Below are 24077 nucleotides of genomic sequence, written 5' to 3'. Positions count from 1 at the left end.
GGCCAGACCGCCCGCGCACGCCCGGCCACCGTCGTCCGGGTCGAGCGCGGCGCCCCCCGAGAGGAGCTGCGTTGCCCGAGCCCGAGGACACCTCCGTCGACTGGCGTCCCGACGCCACCGAGGCGCTCACCCGCGCCCTGCAGGAGCGGATCCTGGTGCTCGACGGCGCGATGGGCACCGCGATCCAGCGCGACCGGCCCGACGAGGCCGGCTACCGCGGCGAGCGCTTCGCCGACTGGCCCAGCGACCTGGTCGGCAACAACGACCTGCTCACCCTGACCCAGCCCGACATCATCGCGGGCATCCACCGGGAGTACCTCGAGGCCGGCGCCGACCTGCTCGAGACCAACACCTTCAACGCCAACGCCGTCTCGCTCTCGGACTACGGCATGGCCGAGCTGGCCCGCGAGCTCAACCTCGAGGCCGCGCGGCTGGCCCGCCGCGTCGCCGACGAGGTGGCCACCCCGGAGCGACCGCGCTACGTCGCGGGTGCGCTCGGTCCCACCACCCGCACCGCCTCCATCTCCCCGGACGTCAACGACCCGGGCGCGCGCAACGTCTCCTACGACCAGCTCGTCGAGGCCTACCTCGAGGCCGCGCGCGGCCTCGTCGACGGCGGGGCCGACCTGCTGATGGTCGAGACCATCTTCGACACCCTCAACGCGAAGGCGGCGATCTTCGCCCTCGAGACGCTCTTCGAGCAGACCGGGCGCCGCTGGCCGGTCATCATCTCCGGCACGATCACCGACGCCTCGGGGCGCACGCTGTCGGGCCAGGTCACCGAGGCCTTCTGGGACTCCGTGCGCCACGCCCGACCGATCGCGGTCGGCCTCAACTGCGCCCTCGGGGCCAGCGAGATGCGCCCCTACGTCGCGGAGATCTCGCGCATCGCCGACACCTTCGTGTCCTGCTACCCCAACGCCGGGCTGCCCAACGCCTTCGGCGAGTACGACGAGACCCCGGAGCAGACGGCCGCGGTCGTGGGGGAGTTCGCGGAGGCCGGCTTCGTCAACATCGTCGGCGGCTGCTGCGGCACGACCCCGGCCCACATCGCCGCCATCGCCGGCGCCGTCGAGGGTCGCACCCGCCGCGAGGTGCCGTCGGTGGGCCCCGCGCTGCGCCTCTCGGGCCTCGAGCCCTTCACGGTCGACTCCTCCAGCCTCTTCGTCAACATCGGCGAGCGCACCAACATCACCGGCTCGGCCCGCTTCCGCAACCTCATCAAGGCCGGCGACTACGACGCGGCCCTGTCAGTGGCCGCGCAGCAGGTCGAGAACGGCGCGCAGGTCATCGACGTCAACATGGACGAGGGCATGATCGACGGCGTCGCGGCCATGGACCGCTTCACCAAGCTCATCGCCAGCGAGCCCGACATCAGCCGGGTGCCGGTGATGGTGGACTCCTCGAAGTTCGAGGTGATCGAGGCCGGCCTGAAGAACGTCCAGGGCAAGGCCATCGTGAACTCGATCTCGATGAAGGAGGGCGAGGACGCCTTCCGCGCCCAGGCCCGCCTGTGCCGCAAGTACGGCGCCGCCGCGGTGGTCATGGCCTTCGACGAGGACGGCCAGGCCGACAACCTGGAGCGCCGCAAGGCCATCTGCGAGCGCGCCTACCGGATCCTGGTCGACGAGGTCGACTTCCCGCCCGAGGACATCATCTTCGACCCCAACGTCTTCGCGGTGGCCACCGGCATCGAGGAGCACGCGTCCTACGGGCTGGACTTCATCGAGGCCACCCGCTGGATCAAGCAGAACCTCCCCGGCGCGAAGGTCTCGGGCGGCATCTCCAACGTCAGCTTCTCCTTCCGCGGCAACAACCCGGTGCGCGAGGCGATCCACGCCGTCTTCCTCTTCCACGCCATCGAGGCCGGCCTCGACATGGGCATCGTCAACGCCGGGGCCCTGGTGGTCTACGACGAGGTCGAGCCCGAGCTGCGCGAGCGCATCGAGGACGTCGTGCTCGACCGGCGCCCCGACGCCGCCGAGCGCCTGCTGGAGATCGCCGAGGAGCACAACCGCGCTGGCGAGGCCGTCGAGGCCGTCACCGAGGCCTGGCGCGAGCTCCCGGTGGGGGAGCGCATCACGCACGCCCTCGTCAAGGGGCTCGACGCCCACGTGGAGTCCGACACCGAGGAGCTGCGTCGGGAGATCGCGGCGCGCGGCGGTCGACCGATCGAGGTCATCGAGGGCCCGCTGATGTCGGGCATGGACGTCGTCGGCGACCTCTTCGGCGCGGGCAAGATGTTCCTGCCGCAGGTGGTGAAGTCGGCGCGCGTGATGAAGAAGGCCGTGGCCTACCTCATCCCGTTCATCGAGCAGGAGAAGCTCGACAACCCGGCGCTGGCCACCGCCAAGGAGACCAACGGCACGATCGTCATGGCCACGGTCAAGGGCGACGTGCACGACATCGGCAAGAACATCGTCGGTGTGGTGCTGCAGTGCAACAACTACGAGGTCATCGACCTCGGCGTCATGGTGCCGGCGCAGAAGATCCTCGACACCGCCCAGGAGGTCGGCGCCGACATCATCGGGCTGTCGGGCCTCATCACGCCCTCGCTGGACGAGATGGTCAACCTCGCCACCGAGATGCAGCGCCAGGGCCTGACCATCCCGCTGCTCATCGGCGGGGCCACCACCTCGCGCGCCCACACCGCGGTCAAGGTCGACCCCCGCTACGACGGACCGGTCGTCTGGGTCAAGGACGCCTCGCGCTCGGTGCCCACCGCGGCGGCGCTGCTGCACGAGACGCGCCGCGAGGCCCTGCTGGCCGACGTCAAGGCCGACTACGACTCCCTGCGCACCCGTCACGCCGGCAAGAGCGAGCGTCGCCTGCCGCCCTACGACCGGGCCCGCGCCGACGCCACCCCCGTGGACTGGAGCGGCTACGACGCCCCGGCACCGCGCCGGCCCGGCGTGCACGTCCTCGAGGACTACGACATCGCCGAGCTGCGCGAGTACATCGACTGGCAGCCCTTCTTCAACGCCTGGGAGATGAAGGGGCGCTTCCCCGACATCCTCAACAACCCCGCCTCGGGGGAGACCGCGCGCAAGCTCTACGACGACGCCCAGGAGATGCTCGACCGCATCGTGGCCGAGAAGTGGCTCACCGCGCGCGGGGTCTACGGGCTGCTGCCGGCCAACGGCGACGGTGACGACACCGTCGTGTGGGCCGACGAGGAGCGCACCGAGGTGCGCACGGTGCTCCACCACCTGCGCCAGCAGGGCGAGCACCGCGAGGGCGTGCCCCACCGCTCGCTGGCCGACTACGTCGCTCCCCGCGAGACGGGCATCGCCGACCACGTCGGCGGCTTCGCGGTCACCGCCGGGATCGGCCTGCCCGAGCGCGTCGAGGCCTACAAGGCCGAGCACGACGACTACAGCGCGATCCTGCTGGAGTCGCTGGCCGACCGCCTCGCCGAGGCCTTCGCCGAGCGTCTGCACCAGCGGGTGCGCACGGAGTTCTGGGGCCACGTGCCCGAGGAGCAGCTGAGCAACGAGGACCTCATCGCCGAGAAGTACTCCGGCATCCGCCCCGCGCCGGGCTACCCCGCCTGCCCCGACCACACCGAGAAGCTGACCCTGTGGGACCTCCTCGACGTCGAGAAGACCACCGGGATCACCCTCACCGAGTCGATGGCCATGTGGCCCGGCGCGTCGGTGTCGGGCTGGTACTTCAGCCACCCGCAGTCGCAGTACTTCGTGGTCGGTCGCCTCGGTCGCGACCAGGTCGAGGACTACGCCGCGCGCAAGGGCTGGTCGCTCGCGGAGGCGGAGCGGTGGCTCTCGCCGAGCCTGGGCTACGACCCCGATGACTGAGGCCGACCTCGTGCGCTCCGCCGGACGCAGCCCCGGTGGAGCGCTGCCCGCGGCGGTCCTGTGGGACATGGACGGCACGCTCGTCGACACCGAGCCCTACTGGATCGCGACGGAGCACGCGCTGGCCGCCGAGCACGGTGCGACGTGGACCCACGAGGACGCGATGCGGCTGGTCGGCAACGACCTGCTCGACTCGGCGGTCTACATCCGCGAGCGCATGGGCCTCGACCTCACCCCCCGCGCCATCGTCGAGCGCCTGCTCGACGGTGTCGTCGAGCAGGTGCGCGTCGACGTGCCGTGGCGGCCGGGCGCCCGCGAGCTCCTCTCCGCGACCCGCGCGGCGGGGCTCCCGACGGCGCTGGTGACGATGTCGTGGACCCGCTTCGTCGAGCCGGTCGTCGATGCGCTCCCGGAGGCCAGCTTCGACGTCGTCGTGACCGGCGACCAGGTCGAGCGGGGCAAGCCCCACCCCGACCCCTACCTGCTCGCGGCCGAGCGGCTGGGGCTCGATCCTGCGCACTGCCTGGCCGTCGAGGACTCCGCCACCGGCGCCGCCTCGGCCGCCGCGGCCGGGTGCTCGGTGCTCGTGGTGCCGCACCACGTGGCGGTGCCGCCCGGGCCGCGCCGGGTCTTCCGCGACAGCCTGCACGGGCTCGGCGTCGACGACCTCGCCGCCACCCACGCCGCAGCCGGGGCGGGGCGGCGTGCCCGCTGAGGCCGCCGGGATGGACCGGCGCCCACGCAGGTCGACCCGTCCGGGTCGTACCGGGGTCCTAGTACCAGAGGACAGTGGCGCAGACCCTCTCGCGTCGGTCAGATTTACCTCACCTCGGGGACGCTACTCGACTCCGCGGAAGCGGAGGAGAGCAGCGGTGCCGGCCCGGATCAGTCTCGTCGTCACGTCCTTATGCATGGTGGGCGCAGCGGCCCTCGCCACCGCACCTGGTGCGGCGGCGGGTGACGGCGAGACTGATCGGGGAGGCTGCCGCGGTGACAGCACGTCGAGCTACAGGCTCCGTGTCAGCGCCGACGGCAACGGACGCCTCACCGTCGTCGGCAGCGTCTTCTCCGAGGACGACGACGTCTGGGAGTGGCGCATGCGCCACAACGACGACTTCTCGGCCAAGGGCGAGGTGCGCGCCAAGGACGCCGACCGGTCCTTCCGCATCTCGCGGTCGATGATCGACCTCGGGGGGGCCGACGACATCGAGTTCCGGGCTGAGAACACGGCGAACGGCGTGATCTGCAAGGGTGAGGTCATCTTCTGACCGAGCCCGCTGTCACGATCTGAGGACCATGAGGCTGCTGCGCCACCCCGTCGTCGGGTTCCTCCTCGTCAGCGGCGCCCTCCTGGTCGTGATCGCGGTCGTCGCGGGACGCCTCGCGGACCGCGCCGCCGAGGAGGGCGCGTTGGCCGAGCGCCGGGCGACCAACCGCCTCGTCACGGCCGCCCTGGTGGAGCCCTACCTCAAGGAGCGTCTGTTCCCCGGCAGCAGCAAGTCGCTCCCCGGCACCCTCGACCGTTTCGACCGGGAGATGCGGCAGCTGGTGTCCAACAGCCCGGCGCGGATCGAGGCGCTGACGGTGCGCGCCGCCGACGGCACGGTCGTCTACGCCCCCGACCTCAGCCTGATCGGACAGGTGTACCCCCTCACCGCCGCCGAGGAGGCGGCGCTGCTCGACGGAGGCACGGGATCGGCGCCGGCGGGGGACCGGGCACCCCTGGTGCCCGCCGGGCCCGACGGCTCTCCGGACGACCTGGTCCAGGTCTTCACCGGGAGCCAGACGCCGCAGGGACGGCAGGTGCTCGTCGAGGCCTTCTACGACGTGCAGGACATCGAGTCGCGGCGCGAGGAGATCTACAACGCCTACCGCTGGATCACCGTGGGCCCCTTCCTCCTCCTCGTGGTGATCGTCACCTGTCTGCTGACCCTCCTCACCCGGCAGCTCCGCACGGCGTCCCGTGACCGGGAGCGGCTGCTGCGCTCGGCGATCAGCGCCTCCGACGCGGAGCGCCGCCGCATCGCGCGCGACCTGCACGACGGCGTGGTGCAGGACCTCGCCGGCACGGCCTTCTCCCTGTCGGCGCTGAGCCGCGACCCGGCGACACCCACCCGGGCGCGCGACCTCCTGGAGGACACCGGTGTGGCCCTGCGCGACAGCCTTAAGGCGCTGCGCTCGCTGCTGGCGGAGATCCACCCGCCCGACCTGCACGCGCGCGGGCTGGCCGCCGCGCTGTCCGACCTCGTGGCGCCCGCCGAGGCCGCGGGCATCGAGGCCACCGTGGCCGTGCACGACGACGTGGCCCACGCGCCCGACGCGGAGGTGGCGCTGGTCTGGCGCGTGGCGCAGGAGGCCGTGCGCAACGCCATCCGGCACTCCGCCGCCGGGAGGCTCTCGGTGGAGGTCGGCGCCGCGCCCTCCGGACTCGTGCTCGAGGTGGCCGACGACGGCGTCGGGTTCGACCCCGAGGCGGTCCGCGACCGCAGCAGCTACGGCCTGCGCGGCCTGCAGAGCCTCGTCGAGGACACCGGCGGCTCCCTGTTGGTCGACAGCGCGCCCGGCGAGGGCACCCGCGTCCTGCTGAGGGTCGAGCGGTGAGCGACCCCGTGCCCGCGGCGCCCGTCGTGCGGGTCGTGCTCGTCGACGACCACGCCGTGGTGCGGCACGGTCTCTCGCAGCTGCTCTCCGCCAGCGCCGGGGTCGAGGTGGTCGGGTCGGCCGCCGACGGCGCCGAGGCCGTCGACCTCGCACGACGGCTGCGACCCGACGTCGTGGTGATGGACCTGCAGATGCCGGGGGTCGACGGCGTGCAGGCGACCCGCGCGGTCGTCGCCGAGGGGCTGGCCGAGGTGCTGGTGCTGACGTCGTTCTCCGACTCCGAGCGCATCGTCGCGGCCCTCGACGCGGGTGCGGTCGGCTACCTGCTCAAGGACGCCGACCCCGACGTGCTCGTGGCCGGGGTCCACGCGGTCAGCCGCGGGGAGTCCCCTCTCGACCCCCGCGCCGCGCGGCGGCTCCTCGGCTCCCGGCAGCCGTCCGGGGGTCGCCTGCCCGGGACGGGCGGTCCCGGCGTGCCGCCGCCCGGGGGCCGCGCGAGCACCCCGGCGGGGCTGACCCGCCGCGAGCTGGAGGTGCTGGGACTCGTCCGTGCCGGTCTGGCCAACAAGCAGATCGCCCGCCGCCTGGGCATCACCGACCGCACGGTCAAGGCCCACCTGACGCGGGTCTACGCCGCGATCGGCGTCGTCGACCGCACGCAGGCCGCGCTGTGGGCCGAGCGTCAGGGCGTGGAGGTGCCGGGGGCGCCCTCGGACACCTGAGCCGACACGGCGTCGGAGGGCCCCACGACCGGCAGCGGCGGGGGAGTGCCCCCGAAGGCCGGGCAGAGGGCCTGGTGGGCGCACCACGAGCACAGCCGTCCGGGGCTGGGCAGCCACTCCCCGCTCTCGCGGGCGCTGCGGATCGCGGCCCAGATGGCCTCCACCTTGCGCTCGGTGGCGACCAGGTCGGCCTCGTCGGGCTCGTAGCGGACGATCTCGCCGTTGCCCAGGTAGACCAGCTGCAGGACCTTCGGCACGACCCCGCGCGTGCGCCACAGCACCAGGGCGTAGAACCGCATCTGGAAGAGCGCACGGGCCTCGAAGCCCTCGCCCGGGGAGCGTCCGGTCTTGTAGTCGACCACGCGCAGCGCGCCGTCGGGCGCCACGTCGAGCCGGTCCACAAAGCCCCGCAGCAGCAGCCGCGACTCCAGGACGGTCTCGACGTAGACCTCGCGCTCCGCCGGCTCGAGCCGCGTGGGGTCCTCGAGGGTGAACCACCGGTCCAGCACCACGCGGCACGACGCCAGCCAGGCCGCGGCCTGCGGCCCCTCGCGGTCCTCGAAGAGCTCGGCGAGGCCCGGCTCGGCCTCGACCAGCGCCTCCCACGTCGGGTCGACCATCGTGCTCGCGCGCTCGGGGGTGCGCTCGGCGGCCGGCAGGTCGAAGAGGTCCTCCAGCACCTTGTGCACGAGCGTGCCGCGCACGGCGTCGACGCTGGGCGGCTCGGGCAGGCGGTCGATCGTGCGGAAGCGGTAGAGCAGGGGGCACGTGGTGAAGTCGCCGGCCCGGCTGGGCGAGAGGGCACCCACGACCTCGACGCCGTCGACCGGTGTCGAGAGCCGCTCGGCGGGGGAGTCGGCGACGGTCGGGACGGTGGGACTGGCCATGCCGGGCAGCCTAGGGCCGACCGCCGACGTCCCCGCGCCCGTGAGCGGGCCACCGCGGGTCCGATAGCCTCGCAGCGTGTCCCCGACCGGCCCACAGGGCGACCCGCCGACCCCCGAGCGAGGCCGCGCGCGCCCCGCGGGCACGTTCAAGGTCGGCACCATCGCCGGCAGCGACGTCCTCGTCTCCTCCTCGTGGTTCCTGGTCGCGGCGCTGATCTCGGTCATCCTCGCCCCGCAGGTGGAGGCGGCCCGGGGAGGGCTGGGAGCGCTGAAGTACGTCGTGGGGGTCGTCCTCGCCGTGGTGCTCTACGGCTCGGTGTTGCTGCACGAGGCCTCCCACGCCGTCGTCGCCCGCCGCTACGGCTTCCGGGTCACCGCGATCACGCTGCACTTCCTCGGCGGCGCCACCACGATCGACGCCGAGTCGCGCACCCCGCGCCAGGAGTTCTGGATCGCCGTCGTCGGCCCCCTCACCTCCCTGGCCGTCGGCGCGGTGGCGGGTGGGCTGTGGTGGGTCACCCCCGACGGCCTGCTGCGCCTGGGGATCGGCATCCTGGCCGCCTCCAACCTGCTGGTCGGCGTGCTCAACCTCGTGCCCGGCCTCCCGCTCGACGGGGGGCGGGTGCTCAAGGCGGCCGTGTGGGGCGCCACCGGCGACCAGCACCGCGGCAGCATCGTCGCCGGCTGGGGCGGCCGGGTGACCGCGGTGGCCGTGCTGTTCTGGCCGGCCGCGCAGCAGGCGCTCACCGGTGTGGCCCCCGACCTGCTCGACTACGTGCTGGCCTTCGTGGTCGCCACCTTCCTGTGGGCCGGGTCGAGCGCGGCCATGACGCACGCCCGGCTGCGCCGACGCCTGCCGGCGCTCGTCGCGCGCGACCTGGCCCGGCGCACCCTGGCGGTGCCGAGCGACCTGCCCCTCGCCGAGGCGGTCCGCCGCGCCCAGGAGGCCGCGGCCGGGAGCATCGTCACCGTCGCCCCCGACGGTCGCCCGGTGGGCGTCGTCAACGAGGCCGCCCTCCTCGCCACGCCGGAGGAGCGTCGCCCCTGGGTGGCCACCTCCACCGTCAGCCGGGCCCTGGCGCCCGGGCTGACCCTCCCGGTCGGTCTGAGCGGGGAGGGGCTGCTGCGCGCGATGGGCAGCGAGCCGGCCAGCGAGTACGTCCTGGTCTCCGACGACGGCTCGGTCTTCGGGGTGCTCTCCTCCGCCGACCTCGAGGCGGCGTTCCGCGCCACTGCGGGCTGAGCGCGTCCGATGGCCTAGGGTTCCGGCCGTGCCCGACCAGCCTGAGCAGCCCGTGCCGACCGAGCCCGCCGAGCCCGCCGAGGCCGGCGGGCCCGCCGAGCCGCAGCCCGACGCCGCGGGCGAGCCGGCCCGCGATCCCGACGTACCGCCGGAGGCGTGGTCGGGTGTGCACCGTGGACCGCTGCGCGCGGGGGAGTGGGTGCGCCTGACCGACACCAAGGGCCGCCGGCACAACTTCGAGCTCGTGCCGGGCAAGCGCTTCTTCTCCAACCGCGGCCACCTCGAGCACGACGACCTCATCGGGCGCGAGGAGGGCTTCACCCTCGCCTCGTCGGCGGGCGGGGAGTACCTCGTCTTCCGCCCGCTGCTCTCGGAGTTCGTCGTCTCCATGCCCCGCGGCGCGGCCGTCGTCTACCCCAAGGATGCCGCCCAGATCGTGGCCCTGGCCGACATCTTCCCGGGCGCGCGCGTGGTCGAGGCCGGGGTCGGCTCCGGCGCGCTCACCTGCTCGCTGCTGCGCGCGGTCGGCCCCTTCGGCCGGGTGAACTCCTACGAGCGCCGCGAGGAGTTCGCCGAGGTCGCCCAGCGCAACGTCCACCAGTTCTTCGGTGCTCCCGAGGGCAGCAGCCACCCTGCGTGGCAGCTGCGCCTGGGCGACCTGGCCGAGGCGCTGCCGGCCTCCGGGGAGCGCTGCGACCGCATCATCCTCGACATGCTCGCGCCCTGGGAGTGCCTCGACGCCGCCGCCGACGCGCTCGTGCCCGGCGGCATCGTCTGCGCCTACGTCGCCACGACGACCCAGCTCTCCCGCTTCGTCGAGACCGTCCGGGCCCACGGCGGCTTCACCGAGCCCCAGCCGTGGGAGTCGCTGGTGCGTGACTGGCACGTCGAGGGACTGGCGGTGCGACCGGGGCACAAGATGATCGGCCACACCGCGTTCCTGGTGACCGCGCGCCGGATGGCTCCGGGCGAGCGCCCGCCGCGCAAGACCCGTCGTCCCGCGCCCGGCGCCTACGGCCCCGACTACTCCGGCCCCCGCCCGCCCGACGTGCCGGTCGAGGACCCCGCCTCCGACTGAGTCGGCCCGCTCGCCGCCACCCGCCCGGGTGCACGGCGGTGCCGGTGGCGCGGCGGTGTCGGGCGCGCGACCAAAACGTGACCGACACCGTGGGATCCGCCCTTCCCTGACGTCGTCGCGCGGGTAGTGTCGCCAGCACAGGAGGTGCGCTGATGACGTCGGAGAACCCGTCAGGCTCGAGTCGGTACGGCACGGGGGGCGCGAGCCCCGAGGAGCTCATGACCCAGGTCCGCTTCCTGGAGCAGGAGGTGGGTGACCTGCGTCGTCGCCTCTCCGAGGCTCCGGGGAGCCCGCGCGGCCTCGAGCTGCGCCTGGCCGACACCCAGCGGTCGCTGGCCGCGGTGACCTCGCAGAACGAGCGCCTCGCGCAGACGCTGCGGGAGGCGCGCGACCAGATCCTCAAGCTCAAGGAGGAGGTCGACCGTCTGGCCCAGCCGCCGGCCGGCTTCGGCACGTTCCTGTCGCGCAACGACGACGACTCCGTCGACGTCTTCACCGGTGGGCGCAAGCTGCGGGTGACGGTCAGCCCGGGCGTCGACCTCGACGACCTGCGCCGCGGCCAGGAGGTCATGCTCAACGAGGCCCTCAACGTCGTGGCCGCCCTGGAGTTCGAGCAGGTCGGCGAGGTCGTGATGTTCAAGGAGCTGCTCGCCGACGGCGAGCGGGCCCTGGTCATCGCCAACGCCGACGAGGAGCGCGTCGTGCGCCTCGCCGAGCCCCTGCGCCAGGAGACCATCCGCGCGGGCGACTCCCTGCTGCTGGACTCGCGGGCGGGCTACGTCTACGAGAAGGTCCCGAAGTCGGAGGTCGAGGAGCTGGTCCTCGAGGAGGTCCCCGACATCGCCTACGAGTCGATCGGCGGCCTCGGCGGCCAGATCGAGATGATCCAGGACGCCGTCGAGCTTCCCTACCTCCACCCCGAGCTGTTCAAGGAGCACGAGCTCAAGCCGCCCAAGGGCGTGCTGCTCTACGGCCCGCCCGGCTGCGGCAAGACCCTCATCGCCAAGGCCGTCGCCAACAGCCTGGCCAAGAAGGTCGCGGCCAGGACGGGGCAGGAGGGCAAGTCGTACTTCCTCAACATCAAGGGCCCCGAGCTGCTCAACAAGTACGTCGGCGAGACCGAGCGCCACATCCGCCTGGTCTTCCAGCGCGCCCGGGAGAAGGCCAGCACCGGCACCCCGGTGATCGTGTTCTTCGACGAGATGGACTCCCTCTTCCGCACCCGCGGCTCCGGGGTCTCCTCCGACGTCGAGAACACCATCGTCCCGCAGCTGCTCAGCGAGATCGACGGCGTCGAGCTCCTCGAGAACGTGCTGGTCATCGGGGCCTCCAACCGCGAGGACATGATCGACCCCGCGATCCTGCGCCCGGGTCGTCTCGACGTGAAGATCAAGATCGAGCGCCCCGACGCCGAGTCGGCGCGCGACATCTTCAGCAAGTACCTCAAGACCTCGCTGCCGCTGCACGCCGACGACCTCGCCGAGTTCGGCGGCGACCGCGACGCGTGCGTGGCCGGCATGATCCGGGCCACCGTCGAGCGGATGTACACCGAGACCGAGGAGAACCGCTTCCTCGAGGTGACCTACGCCAACGGCGACAAGGAGGTCCTCTACTTCAAGGACTTCAACTCCGGGGCGATGATCCAGAACATCGTCGACCGTGCCAAGAAGATGGCCATCAAGGACCTGCTCGACCACGACCAGCGCGGCCTGCGGGTCTCGCACATGCTCCAGGCGTGCGTCGACGAGTTCAAGGAGAACGAGGACCTCCCCAACACCACCAACCCCGACGACTGGGCGCGGATCTCGGGCAAGAAGGGCGAGCGGATCGTCTTCATCCGCACGCTCATCACCGGCAAGCAGGGCACCGAGCCGGGGCGCTCCATCGACACCGTCGCCAACACCGGCCAGTACCTGTAGTCCGCCGCCGGCTCCGCGGCCGACCGGACCCCCGGTGGCCGCGGAGCCGCAGGCACCTGCGGCGTAGGCTCGCGGCATGAGCGTGCGACGGGTCATGGGCACCGAGGTCGAGTACGGCATCTCCGTGGCCGGGCAGCCCCACGCCAACCCGATGGTGGCCTCCTCGCAGGTCGTCAACGCCTACGCCTCGGCCACGGTGCGCGCCCGCCGGGCCCGGTGGGACTTCGAGGAGGAGTCGCCCCTGCGCGACGCCCGCGGCTTCGACATGTCGCGCCAGGTGGCCGACGTCTCGCAGCTCACCGACGAGGACCTCGGCCTGGCCAACGTGATCCTCAGCAACGGTGCCCGGCTCTACGTCGACCACGCCCACCCCGAGTACTCCACGCCCGAGGTCACCACGCCGCTCGACATCGTGCGCTGGGACAAGGCCGGCGAGCAGGTCATGCTCGACGCCCAGGTCAGGGCGGGCCAGCTGCCCGGCGGCGCGCCGATCCTGATGTACAAGAACAACACCGACGGCAAGGGCGCCTCCTACGGCGCGCACGAGAACTACCTCATGCGCCGCTCGACCCCGTTCGCCGACATCGTCAGGCACCTCACGCCGTTCTTCGTCAGCCGCCAGGTCGTCTGTGGCGCCGGCCGGGTCGGCATCGGCCAGGACGGTCGCCAGCACGGGTTCCAGGTCAGCCAGCGCGCCGACTTCTTCGAGGTCGAGGTGGGCCTGGAGACCACGCTCAAGCGCCCGATCATCAACACCCGCGACGAGCCGCACGCCGACCCCGAGAAGTACCGCCGCCTGCACGTCATCATCGGCGACGCCAACCTCGCCGAGGTGTCGACCTACCTCAAGGTCGGCACGACCTCGCTGGTGCTGGCCATGATCGAGGACCGCTTCCTCGACCGCGACCTGGCCGTCGAGGGCCCCGTCGCCGCGCTGCGCGAGGTCTCGCACGACCCGACGCTGCGCCAGCTGCTGCGGCTGCGCGACGGGCGCACGCTGACCGCGGTGCAGCTGCAGATGGAGTACCTCGAGCTGGCCCGCAAGTACGTCGAGGACCGCCTCGGCGACGACGCCGACGCGCAGACCGTCGACGTGCTCGCCCGCTGGGAGTCGGTGCTCGACCGGCTCGAGCGCGACCCGATGCTCTGCGCCGGCGAGCTGGACTGGGTGGCCAAGCTCAAGCTGCTCGAGCAGTACCGCTCGCGCGACGGCCTGGACTGGGACGACGCCAAGCTGGCCCTCATCGACCTCCAGTACTCCGACATCCGCCCCGAGAAGGGGCTCTACCACCGCCTGGTCGGCGCCGGGCGCATCGAGCGCCTGCTCGACCAGCCCGGGGTCGACGACGCCATGCACGACCCGCCGGAGGACACCCGCGCCTACTTCCGTGGCCGCTGCCTGGAGAAGTACGCCGACCACGTCGCCGCGGCCTCGTGGGACTCGGTGATCTTCGACCTGCCGGGGCGCGAGTCGCTCCAGCGGGTGCCGACCATCGACCCGCTGCGCGGCACGAGGGCCCACGTGGGCGAGCTCCTCGACCGCTGCGAGACCGCCCAGCAGCTCTTCGCCGCGCTCACCCGCTGAGTCCCGGCTCGTCGCGCCCGGGGAGTCGCTAGGGTCGGCGTATGGCACAGGAGCAGAAGCAGCCGCGCAGGTCCTCGGAGACCGAGGAGGCCGTCGAGACGGCCCCCGAGACCGATGTCGCCGAGCGCAAGGGCACCATCGACGCCGACGTCGACGACATCCTCGACGAGATCGACGACGTGCTCGAGACCAACGCCGAGGACTTCGTGAAGTCGTTCATCCAGAAGGGCGGCCAGTGATCCCCGGTCCACGACTTCCCGTGTCCTACCTCCAGCCGGGGGTGTCCTCCTTCAGCGACTTCCTCGCCGACCAGGCCCCCGACCTGCTGCCGGGGCGCCGGGCGCTGCCGCAGGGGCAGGCCGGCGACCTCGCGCCGCACGGCACGACCATCGTGGGGGCGACCTTCCCCGGCGGCGTGCTGCTGGCCGGTGACCGTCGCGCCACGATGGGCAACATCATCGCGCAGCGCGACATCGAGAAGGTCTTCGCGACCGACGAGTACTCCGCGGCCGGCATCGCCGGCACCGCCGGGCTGGCCATCGAGATGATCCGGCTCTTCCAGACCGAGCTGGAGCACTACGAGAAGATCGAGGGCACGACGCTCTCCCTCGACGGCAAGGCCAACCGGCTCTCGGCGCTGATCCGCTCCAACCTCGGCATGGCCATGCAGGGGCTGGCCGTCGTGCCGCTCTTCGCGGGCTTCGACCTCGGTGACGCCCGCGGTCGCATCTTCAGCTACGACGTCACCGGCGGGCGCTACGAGGAGACCGGCTACACCGCGGTCGGCTCGGGCTCGATGTTCGCCCGGGGCTCGCTGAAGAAGCTCTACCGCCCCGACCTCACCGAGGCCGAGGTCGTCACGCTGGCCGTGCAGGCGCTCTACGACGCCGCCGACGACGACTCCGCCACCGGCGGGCCCGACGTCGCGCGACGCATCTTCCCCATCGTCCACGTCATCACCGCCGAGGGCGGTCGACGCCTCTCCGGCGACGAGGTCGCGGCGGTCGCCGACCGTGTCATCGCGGGCCGGATGTCCCACCCCGACGGACCCACCGCCCCGCTGACCGGAGGTGGGCGCGCATGAGCACGCCGTTCTACGTCTCGCCCGAGCAGCTGATGAAGGACCGGGCCGACTTCGCGCGCAAGGGCATCGCCCGCGGCCGCTCGGTCGTGGTGATCCAGTACGCCGACGGCGTCCTGTTCGTCTCCGAGAACCCCTCCCAGGCGCTGCACAAGGTCTCCGAGATCTACGACCGCATCGCCTTCGCCGCGGTGGGGCGCTACAACGAGTTCGAGAACCTCCGCATCGCCGGGGTGCGCCTCGCCGACATGCGCGGCTACGCCTACGACCGGCGCGACGTGTCGGGCCGTGCCCTGGCCAACGCCTACGCCCAGACCCTGGGCACGATCTTCTCCAGCGGCGGTGAGAAGCCCTACGAGGTCGAGCTCTTCGTGGCCGAGATCGGCGACGAGGCCGCCGAGGACCAGGTCTACCGGCTCACCTACGACGGCCAGGTCGCCGACGAGCACGGCTACGCCGTCATGGGCGGTGCGGCCGACGTCGTCGCGGGCTACCTCAAGGAGCGGTACGACGAGGGCGCCGCGCTCGGCGACGCCCTGCGCCTGGCGGTGGCGGCCCTGGGCCACACCCCGGACGAGAAGGGGGTGGCGCGCGACCGGGTCATCGCCACCCGCGACCTCGAGGTCGCCGTGCTCGACCGCACGCGCCAGCGCCCGCGCAAGTTCGTCAGGCTCAGCCCCGCGCGCCTCGAGCAGCTCCTCGGCGACCGCGCCTCGGCGGCGCCCGAGCCGGCGGCGGGGGAGACCACCACGCCCGACCTGCTCGGTGGAGCCGGCGAGGTGGAGGGCGAGCCCCCCGTCGCGCCCTGAGCCACGGCCGGCACCAGCACCGGCACCAGCACCGCCCGAGCCCGCCCCGGACCCACGTCCGGGGCGGGCTCGTGGCGTGCGGGCCCACGGGCGACACACACCGGCGTCCCACGAAATCCCCCGGTCACACCGTCGACACCGCACGCGCGATCGGCCTTCCTACGGTCGGGCTCGACCCCACGCCCGCCCGAAAGGTGCCCTGCATGCCCGTCTCCGCCGCCAGCCTCACCGACGAGGAGCTCACCGCCTTCGTCAAGGCCCGCCTGCTCGTCTCCGGCTTCGACCTCTCCCTCCTGCCCACCACCTTCGACGCCGCCACGGGCGTGCCGACCCAGGACTCCCTGGTCGCCTCGCTCAAGGGCTTCGTGCGCTCCACGCCCGGCGCGATCAACACCTGGCGACCCGCCAGCGGCTCACCGACCGACGACGACCTCTACGCCCAGCAGGTCGCACCGCCGCTGGAGTACCCCTCGATCGTCGAGGCGTGGACCGGGAAGGTGGACGCCTGATGGTCGCCGAGGTCAACCGCCGTGCCTTCCTCGCCGCCACCGGCGCGGCCGCCGCGCTCGGCGTGGTGGGCACGACCGAGGGTGCGGCCGCCGCACCCGCCGCCGGCAGCGCCGCCGAGCGCGCCGCCACCGCGCGGGCCATCGCCGGCATCAGGCTGCCGAACGTCGCGGTGAGGGCCGCGGCCAAGGCCGACCCCACCGAGGCGACGCTGGCCGAGGCGGCCCAGCTGCTGCGCCGCAACGTCGTCACCGCCACCGAGCTGGTCTCGGCCCACCTCGAGCGGGCCGACACCTACGACGGGGTCTACCAGGCCTTCAACGCCCGACCGGCCGAAGCCGCCCGGGCCCGGGCGAGGGCGGTCGACCGGGGCAGGGTGAGCGGACCGCTGGCCGGGATCCCGCTCACGATCAAGGACAACTTCTTCACCGCCGGCGTCGCGACCACGGCCAACTCGACCATCTTCGAGGACTTCGTGCCGACCTACGACGCGACCGCCTGGTCGCGGCTGCAGGCCGGGGGAGCGGTCATGGTGGGCAAGGGTCAGATGGGTCCCCTGGCGACGACCCGCGCCACCCTGCCCAACGGCACCGTCACCACGGTCAACGCGTGGACCCCGGCCGACGCGGGCGTCGACCCGGGCGGCTCCTCGACCGGTCCCGCGACGTCGGTGGCGGCACGGATGGCCTGCTCCTCCATCGGCACCCAGACCGGCGGCAGCATCATCCTGCCGGCCAACCGGCAGAACCTCACCGGCCTCAAGCCCACCATGGGCCGGGTCTCGCTCCACGGCGTCGTGCCGCTGACCTACACCCGCGACCACGTGGGGCCACTCGCCCGCGACGTGCTCGACGCCGCGATCATGCTCCAGGTGCTCGCTGGCGTCGACAGCCAGGACCCCCGCACCCAGGGCCTGCCCCGCAAGCCCGACTTCATCGCCTCCGCGCTGCCGAAGGTCGACCGCAAGGGCAGGGTCGTGGCGCGCCGGGCCACCCGGATCGGCGTGCCCGAGGGGTACCTCGCGAGCTTCACCGGTGAGGCCCTCGCGCTGCAGACCGAGGCGCTGGCCGCGCTCGACGCGATCCCGGGGCTCACGCTGGTCGACGTCACCTACCCCGACGACTGGGCCCTGCTCACCGGCACCTTCAACGCGGTGCGCCTGCCCGAGCGCACCGAGCCCTTCCTGCGCCTCCTGCAGCAGGACCCGACGAGGTTCGGGGTCTCGCTGACCTCGTGGGTGCAGGGCCTCTTCCTCTCCGGCGACGAGTGGATCACCGGGCAGCGGGCCAAGCACCGGCTGCTGCGCGACGTGCTCGACACCGTCATGGCCGACTGCGACGTGCTGCTGCAGACCAGTGTCGTGCCCTTCGACATCCTGGGCCTGCCGGAGATCGGCTTCCCGATCGGCTTCGCCGCCTCCAGCGCCGGCCCCGACACCCTGCCCGTCGGCACGGTCCTCGGCGGCGCGCCCTACGAGGAGGACCGCCTCATCGAGGTGGTCGCCGCCTATCAGGCCGTCACCGACTGGCACCTGCGCCGCCCGGCCGACCCCGACCTCGGCGGCCGGGTCGCCGGACGTCGCGGCGCCGCGCCCCGCCTCAGCGCCGACGAGGTGGCCCGCCTCACCGCCTGACCCGGCACGCACCGGCACGCCTCGGCACGCGCGGGCGGCGCTCCCTGCGGGGAGTCGCCGCCCGCTGCGGCGTTCCGCCCCCCGATCCCGCGCGGAGCGACGTACTGTCTCCTCATGGACCGTCGGATCTTCGGGATCGAGAACGAGTACGGCGTCACCTGCACCTTCAAGGGGCAGCGCCGGCTCAGCCCCGACGAGGTGGCGCGCTACCTCTTCCGCAAGGTCGTCAGCTGGGGCCGCAGCAGCAACGTCTTCCTGCGCAACGGCGCCAGGCTCTACCTCGACGTGGGCAGCCACCCGGAGTACGCCACCCCGGAGTGCGACGACATCACCGAGCTGGTCACCCACGACAAGGCGGGCGAGCGGATCCTCGAGGGCCTGCTGCTCGACGCCGAGCAGCGGCTCCACGACGAGGGCATCGCCGGTGAGATCTACCTGTTCAAGAACAACACCGACTCCGCCGGCAACTCCTACGGCTGCCACGAGAACTACCTCGTGGGCCGCGCCGGGGAGTTCTCCCGCCTGGCCGACATCCTCATCCCCTTCCTGGTGACCCGCCAGATCATCGTCGGCGCCGGCAAGGTGACCCAGACCCCGCGGGGCGCCTCCTACTCGGTCTCGCAGCGCGCCGAGCACATCTGGGAGGGCGTCTCGAGCGCCACCACTCGCAGCCGCCCCATCATCAACACCCGCGACGAGCCGCACGCCGACGCCGAGAAGTACCGCCGCCTGCACGTCATCGTCGGCGACTCCAACATGAGCGAGACCACCACGATGCTCAAGGTCGCCACCTGCGACCTGGTGCTGCGGATGATCGAGGAGGGCGTGGTGATGCGCGACCTCACCATGGAGAACCCCATCCGCGCGATCCGCGAGATCTCCCACGACATGACGGGGCGGCGCAAGGTGCGTCTGGCCAACGGCCGGGAGGCCAGCGCCCTGGAGATCCAGGGGGAGTACCTCGCCAAGGCCCGCGACTTCGTCGACCGCCGCGAGATCAGCACCCCCACGATCGAGCGCGCGCTCGACCTGTGGGAGCGCGGGCTCAAGGCGGTGGAGTCCGACGACCTGGGGCTGGTCGACCGGGAGATCGACTGGGTCATCAAGTGGAAGCTCATCGAGGCCTACCGCGCCAAGCACGGCCTGCCGATGGGCCACCCCCGCGTCGCCCAGCTCGACCTGGCCTACCACGACATCCACCGCGGCCGCGGCCTCTACTACCTGCTGGAGAAGCGGGGAGCCGTCGCGCGGGTCACCCACGACCTCAAGGTCTTCGAGGCCAAGTCGGTGCCCCCGCAGACCACCCGGGCCCGGCTGCGCGGCGACTTCATCCGTCGCGCCCAGGAGCGGCGCCGCGACTTCACCGTCGACTGGGTGCACCTCAAGCTCAACGACCAGGCCCAGCGCACCGTGCTGTGCAAGGACCCCTTCCGCGCCGAGGACGAGCGGGTGCAGCGACTCATCGACGGCATGTGACCCGGCGAGGGGCCGCAGGCCCCGGTGGGGCCGCCTCGTAGGATGCAGGTCGCTCCTGGGTCACCGGCCACCGCCGGCCCCGACGACCGCCACGTGAAGGATGTACCGGTGTCACGACACCTCCGCAGGCCGCTGGCCGTGCTGCTCCCGCTGCTGCTCGCCCCCACGCTCGTCTCGTGCGGCGAGGAGGTCGGCGCCCAGGGCGAGACCTCCGAGGGCCTGTCCGCGCTGAGCATCGGGGGCGACGTCGGCACCGACCCCGACGTCACGTGGTCGTCGGCCATGAGCTTCGACGCCGACGCCGACCCCGAGGTCGAGACCCTCGTCGAGGGCGACGGCCCGGAGGTCACCGCCGAGGACACCGTGCTGGTCAACTACTGGGTCGGCAACGGCTACACCGAGAGCCAGAGCTTCAGCACCTACACCGACGACGGCGCACCGCAGGCGCTCGACCTCTCGGCCGAGGACCTGGTGCCGGTCTTCACCGACCCCCTGGTCGGCCAGACGGTGGGCTCGCGCGTGGCGGTCGCCTTCAACGCCGAGGAGCCCTTCGGCGGCGCCGGCAGCCCCGCGCTGGGCATCGGCAACCAGGACCCGGTGGTCATCGTCTTCGACATCATGGGCCCCTACGACATCTCGGAGCCCTACGAGACCGAGGGCGCGGCCTGGACCCCCGACCTGGTCCTCGACGAGGACGGCAACCCCGAGGCGATGCGCTTCAAGGGCCGCCCGCGCCCGACCGGCGAGCTGCGCAGCCAGACCCTCGTCGAGGGCGACGGCCCCGCGCTCACCGCCGACGACACCGTGCAGGTCAAGTACCTGGGCCAGGTCTACGCCAAGGCCAAGCCCTTCGACGGCAACTACGACAAGCCCGACTTCCTCACCTCCCCGTTGAGCGGGCTGGTCGAGGGCTGGGCGCAGGGCCTCGAGGGCGTGCCGGTCGGCTCGCGCGTCGTGCTCGCCATCCCGCCGGACCTCGGCTACGGCGCGAAGGGCAACCCCGACGCCGGGATCACGGGCACCGACACGATCTACTTCCTGATCGACATCGTCGGCGCGGGGTGAGCGTCCGCAAGAGCGAGCGCCTGCTGAACCTGCTGATCATGTTGCTGGTCCAGCGGCACTTCGTGCCCAAGGAGCGGATCCGCTCGATCCTCTACCCCGGCTCGTCCTCCGAGGCGTTCGAGAAGATGTTCGAGCGCGACAAGGACGAGCTGCGCTCGCTCGGGGTGCCGATCGAGGTGGGCAGCATGGACACCTACTTCGACGACGAGCCCGGCTACCGGATCCGGCCCGACGAGTTCGCCCTGCCCGACATCGACCTGACCCCCGACGAGGCCTCGGTCGTGGGCCTGGCCACCCGGGTCTGGCAGCACGCCAAGCTCGCCGACGCCACCACCGAGGCCGTGCGCAAGCTCCGCGCGCTCGGAGCGCCGGTCGACGTCACGGCCCTCGACATCGTCGAGCCCCGCCTGAGCGCCGAGGAGCCGTCCTTCGACGCCTTCTGGGAGGCCACCGCGGAGCGCACCCCCGTCGTCTTCGGCTACCGCCGCCCCGGCCAGGACGAGGTGACGACCCGTCACCTCCAGCCCTGGGGCGTCACCCGCTACTCGGGGCGGTGGTACGTCGTGGGCCTCGACACCGACCGTGGCGAGGAGCGCGTCTTCCGCCTCTCCCGCGTCGAGGGCGAGGCGCGGCCCGACGGCCCCGCCGGCTCCTACGACGTGCCCGCCGGCACCGACGTGAGCGCGGTGGCCCGGCGCCTGGCCCCGGCCCCCGTGGTGCAGCGCGCCGTCCTGCTGGTGCGCCGCGGCGCGGGCCACCAGCTGCGCCGCGGCGCCGCCGGGGTGGAGACCGACGTGGTGGGTCCCGACGACCACACCACCTGGGACCGCGTGGTGCTCGAGCGCGACACCCTCGGCCTGGCCGACGAGGTGCTCGGCCACGGCGCCGACGTCTGCGTCGAGGAGCCGCTCGAGCTGCGCGCCCAGGTCGTCGAGCGGCTCCGCGCCGGCCTGGACCGTGCCAGCACGGCCGGCGGTGTCGCATGACCCCGCCGACACCCGCCCCCGCCCCGGGCGCCCGCGACCAGGTCGCCCGGCTGCTGACGCTGGTGCCCTACCTCCACGCCCACGGCCAGGTGCGCCTCGACGAGGCGGCCGCCGCCCTCGGCGTGCCCCCGCGACAGCTGCTCAAGGACCTCAAGGTCCTGCTGATGTGCGGTCTGCCCGGGGGCTACCCCGACGACCTCATCGACGTCGACCTCGACGCCCTCGAGGACCCCGACGGCGACGGCGTCGTCCGCGTGACCAACGCCGACTACCTCGCCCGTCCGCTGCGGCTGACCCCCACCGAGGCCACCGCGGTGATCGTGGCGCTGCGGGCCCTGCGCAACGGCGCGCGCCCCGACACCCGCGAGGTCGTCGACCGCGCGCTGGCCAAGCTCGAGGCGGCGGCCGCCGCCGGGTCGGCCGCACCCCGCATCGACCCGGGCGCCGACGGGGGAGACCCCGACACCGCCCTGCTGGCCACCCGCCTGCAGGACGCCGCCGACCGGGGGCGCCAGGTGGACCTGACCTACTACGTGCCCAGCCGCGACGAGGAGTCGGTGCGCACCGTCGACCCGCGCGGCGTCGTCTCCTCCGGCGGCGTCGCCTACCTCGACGCGTGGTGCCACCTCGCCGGGGCGCCACGCCTCTTCCGCCTCGACAGGATCCGTGAGGCCGTCGTCTCCGAATCACCTGTCGTGACCGACCCCGAGCCGCCGCGCGACCTCGCCGAGGGCATGTTCGCACGCTCGGGCGGCACCACCCCGGTGACGCTGCGCCTGGACCCCCCGGCGCGGTGGGTCGTGGAGTACTACCCCGTCGAGGAGGTGCGGCCCCAGTCCGACGGCGGTGTCGAGGTCGACCTGCTCGTCGCCGACCCGCGCTGGCTGACCCGCCTCCTGCTCCGGCTCACCCCGCACGCCCGCGTGGTCGACCGCGACGGCGCTCACCCAGAGTTCACCCAGACGTACACAGCAGCGGCCAGGTCAACCCTCGGTCTCTACACATGACGAGGCGTACAGTGGACCTCGTCGCGGTCGACGCCTCCGGGCACCCGACCGAGACCCGCACGCACACCCAACAGAGAAGGTCCTGATGTTCCTCCCCATGATCGGCATGCCCCAGGGCGCGGAGTGGCTCGTCATCCTCGCCATCGTCATCCTGGTCTTCGGTGCGGCCAAGCTCCCCGACCTCGCCCGTGGCACCGGCCAGGCGCTGCGCATCTTCAAGGCCGAGACCAAGGGCCTCAAGGACGACGACGACAAGGAGGGCACCGCCGCCGACACCACGCCGGCCGCCGAGCTCCCGCCGTCGCCGACCCCCGCCCCCACCCCGGCCGAGGACCTGACCGAGCAGCGCCCGACCGACCAGCACCGCAGCTGAGCCGCGACGACACCTCCCACCCGTGTCGATCTCCGGAGTCGTCAAGCTCTTCGTCGGTAAGCCGGTCCACCCGATCGGGTCCGACGGCCGGATGGCCCTCTCGGACCACCTCCGGGAGCTGCGTGCACGCATCCTCAAGGTCGTGCTCGCACTCCTGGTCACCCTGATCATCTCGCTGTTCTTCTTCGACCCGCTCTTCGCGGTCGTCAACGACCCCTACCAGCAGGCCCAGGACGCCCTGGGCGCCGACCGCACCCAGGCCACGACCTCGGGCGCCGGCGGCGGTCTGCTGCTCTACCTCAAGCTGTGCGGCCTGGCCACGCTGGTGCTGACCAGCCCGGTCTGGCTCTACCAGATCTGGGCCTTCATCCTGCCGGGGCTGCACCCCCACGAGCGCAAGTGGACGCGCGTCTTCGCCGCCATCGCCGGACCCCTGTTCTTCGCCGGCATCGTGCTGGGCTACGTCACGCTGCCCAAGGGCCTCGAGGTGCTCATCGGGTTCACCCCCGACGGGCTGACCAACCTCGTGGAGTTCAACGAGTACCTCACCTTCTTCAGCCGCACCCTGCTCGTCTTCGGCATCGCCTTCGAGATCCCGCTCTTCGTGGTGATGCTCAACCTCGCCGGCGTCGTCAAGGGCAAGTCGCTGGCCGCGCACCGGCCCTGGATCATCGTCGGCGTCTTCCTCTTCGCCGCGGTCGCCACCCCCTCCACCGACCCCTTCACCATGACGTTCATGGCCGTGCCGATGGTGCTGCTCTTCTTCGTCTCCGAGGTCATCGCCCGGTGGAACGACAAGCGGCGCGCCGCGCGCGGCATCAACGCCGGGCTCTCGCCCGACGAGATCTCCACCCTGTGAGCGCCGCCGCCACGCTGCACGACCTCGACCCCTTCGAGCTGCCCGAGTGGCTCGGGGAGGACGACGTCACCTGGGCCGCCGAGTCCGGGGTGCTCAGCGGCCACCGCGTGACCGGGGTGCTCTCGGGGCGCGCCGCCGGGTCGGGTCCGCTGCCGTGCGACCTGCTCGCCGTCGACGAGGCGCACCCGCGCCCCGTCGCCGCCGACGACGTGCGCTCCCGCGCCCACCTGGCGTGGCGCCACGGCCAGGTGCTGCTGGTGCAGCCGGCCGACGGCCCCGAGGAGGACCGGTTGACCCTCGCCGTACCGGGGCGGTCCTTCAGCGCCGACCTGGTGCTCGACGCCCTCGGGCGCCTGGCCAAGGCGGTCGGCGGCTCGCCGGAGCACTACAGCGTCCTGCTGCGGATCGGGGTAGGGCCGCTCCCGTAGGTT

22 protein-coding genes are annotated in these 24077 nt (G+C 72.7%); 21 read left to right on the top strand and 1 reads right to left on the bottom strand.

All coding sequences use genetic code 11. From position 1 onward, the window contains the following. The first annotated feature begins 71 nt into the window (after positions 1–71). The 5 genes from metH to LPA27_RS03225 all read left to right on the top strand — a co-directional run bounded on the left by metH (position 72) and on the right by LPA27_RS03225 (position 7138). Positions 72–3815, top strand: coding sequence for a methionine synthase (metH, locus tag LPA27_RS03245; protein ID WP_267477175.1), 3744 nt, complete (start codon positions 72–74; stop codon positions 3813–3815). Continuing rightward, entirely contained in the window at positions 3808–4530 is a 723-nt protein-coding gene (locus LPA27_RS03240; RefSeq protein WP_056904048.1) for an HAD family hydrolase, read from the top strand. The genes metH and LPA27_RS03240 overlap by 8 nt, the downstream gene beginning before the upstream one ends. Before the next feature lie 157 nt (positions 4531–4687). Further along, entirely contained in the window at positions 4688–5083 is a 396-nt protein-coding gene (locus tag LPA27_RS03235) for a hypothetical protein (RefSeq protein ID WP_228941485.1), read from the top strand. Between the two features lie 28 nt (positions 5084–5111). Next, positions 5112–6416, top strand: coding sequence for a sensor histidine kinase (locus tag LPA27_RS03230; protein WP_228941484.1), 1305 nt, complete (start codon positions 5112–5114; stop codon positions 6414–6416). Next, a complete protein-coding gene (locus tag LPA27_RS03225) occupies positions 6413–7138 on the top strand; it encodes a response regulator (protein WP_228941483.1) in 726 nt (241 codons plus the stop codon). Before LPA27_RS03230 ends, LPA27_RS03225 begins: the two co-directional genes overlap by 4 nt. Here the strand turns inward: LPA27_RS03225 and LPA27_RS03220 are convergent. Next, positions 7099–8025: a RecB family exonuclease gene (locus tag LPA27_RS03220; RefSeq protein WP_228941482.1), complete on the bottom strand. Its 927-nt coding sequence runs from the start codon at positions 8023–8025 to the stop codon at positions 7099–7101. The two genes, LPA27_RS03225 and LPA27_RS03220, sit on opposite strands and share 40 nt — an antisense overlap. A 76-nt stretch (positions 8026–8101) precedes the next feature. On the opposite strand from LPA27_RS03220, the gene LPA27_RS03215 reads away from it, so the two are divergent. From LPA27_RS03215 to LPA27_RS03130, 16 genes are all read left to right on the top strand, one after another. Continuing rightward, a complete protein-coding gene (locus LPA27_RS03215; protein ID WP_056864414.1) occupies positions 8102–9268 on the top strand; it encodes a site-2 protease family protein in 1167 nt (388 codons plus the stop codon). 166 nt (positions 9269–9434) lie between these two features. Then, positions 9435–10346, top strand: coding sequence for a tRNA (adenine-N1)-methyltransferase (locus tag LPA27_RS03205; RefSeq protein ID WP_228941520.1), 912 nt, complete (start codon positions 9435–9437; stop codon positions 10344–10346). Positions 10347–10564: 218 nt separating this feature from the next. Continuing rightward, positions 10565–12265 carry a proteasome ATPase gene (arc, locus tag LPA27_RS03200; RefSeq protein WP_156697921.1) on the top strand — a complete coding sequence of 567 codons (1701 nt, stop codon included), beginning with the start codon at positions 10565–10567 and terminating at the stop codon, positions 12263–12265. Positions 12266–12341: 76 nt separating this feature from the next. Next, positions 12342–13850: a depupylase/deamidase Dop gene (gene dop, locus LPA27_RS03195; protein WP_324251234.1), complete on the top strand. Its 1509-nt coding sequence runs from the start codon at positions 12342–12344 to the stop codon at positions 13848–13850. A 41-nt stretch (positions 13851–13891) separates the two neighbouring features. Further along, the gene (locus LPA27_RS03190; RefSeq protein WP_056864417.1) at positions 13892–14089 is read left to right on the top strand and encodes a ubiquitin-like protein Pup; all 198 of its coding nucleotides are present in this window, start codon (positions 13892–13894) and stop codon (positions 14087–14089) included. 20 nt (positions 14090–14109) lie between these two features. After that, positions 14110–14934 carry a proteasome subunit beta gene (gene prcB, locus LPA27_RS03185; RefSeq protein WP_416383225.1) on the top strand — a complete coding sequence of 275 codons (825 nt, stop codon included), beginning with the start codon at positions 14110–14112 and terminating at the stop codon, positions 14932–14934. Then, on the top strand, positions 14931–15740 hold the full coding sequence (gene prcA, locus LPA27_RS03180; protein WP_228941481.1) for a proteasome subunit alpha: 810 nt from the start codon (positions 14931–14933) through the stop codon (positions 15738–15740). The genes prcB and prcA overlap by 4 nt, the downstream gene beginning before the upstream one ends. Before the next feature lie 203 nt (positions 15741–15943). Then, positions 15944–16249 carry a hypothetical protein gene (locus LPA27_RS03175; RefSeq protein WP_056864420.1) on the top strand — a complete coding sequence of 102 codons (306 nt, stop codon included), beginning with the start codon at positions 15944–15946 and terminating at the stop codon, positions 16247–16249. Then, positions 16225–17880, top strand: coding sequence for an amidase (locus LPA27_RS03165; RefSeq protein WP_267477174.1), 1656 nt, complete (start codon positions 16225–16227; stop codon positions 17878–17880). Before LPA27_RS03175 ends, LPA27_RS03165 begins: the two co-directional genes overlap by 25 nt. 114 nt (positions 17881–17994) lie before the next feature. After that, a complete protein-coding gene (gene pafA / locus LPA27_RS03160) occupies positions 17995–19356 on the top strand; it encodes a Pup--protein ligase (protein ID WP_056864422.1) in 1362 nt (453 codons plus the stop codon). 108 nt (positions 19357–19464) lie between these two features. Next, positions 19465–20421: an FKBP-type peptidyl-prolyl cis-trans isomerase gene (locus tag LPA27_RS03155; RefSeq protein ID WP_228941480.1), complete on the top strand. Its 957-nt coding sequence runs from the start codon at positions 19465–19467 to the stop codon at positions 20419–20421. Next, positions 20418–21407 (top strand): helix-turn-helix transcriptional regulator, encoded by a 990-nt coding sequence (locus LPA27_RS03150; protein ID WP_056864424.1) that lies wholly within the window; start codon positions 20418–20420, stop codon positions 21405–21407. Before LPA27_RS03155 ends, LPA27_RS03150 begins: the two co-directional genes overlap by 4 nt. Next, the gene (locus LPA27_RS03145) at positions 21404–22414 is read left to right on the top strand and encodes a helix-turn-helix transcriptional regulator (protein WP_228941479.1); all 1011 of its coding nucleotides are present in this window, start codon (positions 21404–21406) and stop codon (positions 22412–22414) included. The genes LPA27_RS03150 and LPA27_RS03145 overlap by 4 nt, the downstream gene beginning before the upstream one ends. 85 nt (positions 22415–22499) lie before the next feature. Next, the gene (gene tatA, locus LPA27_RS03140; protein ID WP_082500281.1) at positions 22500–22787 is read left to right on the top strand and encodes a Sec-independent protein translocase subunit TatA; all 288 of its coding nucleotides are present in this window, start codon (positions 22500–22502) and stop codon (positions 22785–22787) included. 22 nt (positions 22788–22809) lie between these two features. After that, positions 22810–23646: a twin-arginine translocase subunit TatC gene (gene tatC / locus LPA27_RS03135; RefSeq protein ID WP_056864426.1), complete on the top strand. Its 837-nt coding sequence runs from the start codon at positions 22810–22812 to the stop codon at positions 23644–23646. Then, on the top strand, positions 23643–24074 hold the full coding sequence (locus LPA27_RS03130; RefSeq protein ID WP_228941478.1) for a hypothetical protein: 432 nt from the start codon (positions 23643–23645) through the stop codon (positions 24072–24074). The genes tatC and LPA27_RS03130 overlap by 4 nt, the downstream gene beginning before the upstream one ends. Positions 24075–24077: the final 3 nt, after the last annotated feature.

Source organism: Nocardioides sp. Leaf374, from assembly GCF_916862475.1.
In the GTDB taxonomy this organism is placed as follows: Bacteria; Actinomycetota; Actinomycetes; order Propionibacteriales; family Nocardioidaceae; genus Nocardioides; species Nocardioides kribbensis.
Note: the sequence above shows the minus strand (reverse complement) of the source record. Positions and strands in the feature narration are given on the sequence as shown.

Coding starts and splice junctions, on each gene's coding strand:
- dop (WP_324251234.1), top strand. CDS start 12,342: ATGAGCGTGCGACGGGTCATGGGCACCGAGGTCGAGTACGGCATCTCC.
- LPA27_RS03240 (WP_056904048.1), top strand. CDS start 3,808: ATGACTGAGGCCGACCTCGTGCGCTCCGCCGGACGCAGCCCCGGTGGA.
- LPA27_RS03220 (WP_228941482.1), bottom strand. CDS start 8,025: ATGGCCAGTCCCACCGTCCCGACCGTCGCCGACTCCCCCGCCGAGCGG.
- LPA27_RS03230 (WP_228941484.1), top strand. CDS start 5,112: ATGAGGCTGCTGCGCCACCCCGTCGTCGGGTTCCTCCTCGTCAGCGGC.
- prcA (WP_228941481.1), top strand. CDS start 14,931: ATGAGCACGCCGTTCTACGTCTCGCCCGAGCAGCTGATGAAGGACCGG.
- LPA27_RS03145 (WP_228941479.1), top strand. CDS start 21,404: ATGACCCCGCCGACACCCGCCCCCGCCCCGGGCGCCCGCGACCAGGTC.
- pafA (WP_056864422.1), top strand. CDS start 17,995: ATGGACCGTCGGATCTTCGGGATCGAGAACGAGTACGGCGTCACCTGC.
- LPA27_RS03175 (WP_056864420.1), top strand. CDS start 15,944: ATGCCCGTCTCCGCCGCCAGCCTCACCGACGAGGAGCTCACCGCCTTC.
- tatA (WP_082500281.1), top strand. CDS start 22,500: ATGTTCCTCCCCATGATCGGCATGCCCCAGGGCGCGGAGTGGCTCGTC.
- LPA27_RS03190 (WP_056864417.1), top strand. CDS start 13,892: ATGGCACAGGAGCAGAAGCAGCCGCGCAGGTCCTCGGAGACCGAGGAG.
- arc (WP_156697921.1), top strand. CDS start 10,565: ATGACCCAGGTCCGCTTCCTGGAGCAGGAGGTGGGTGACCTGCGTCGT.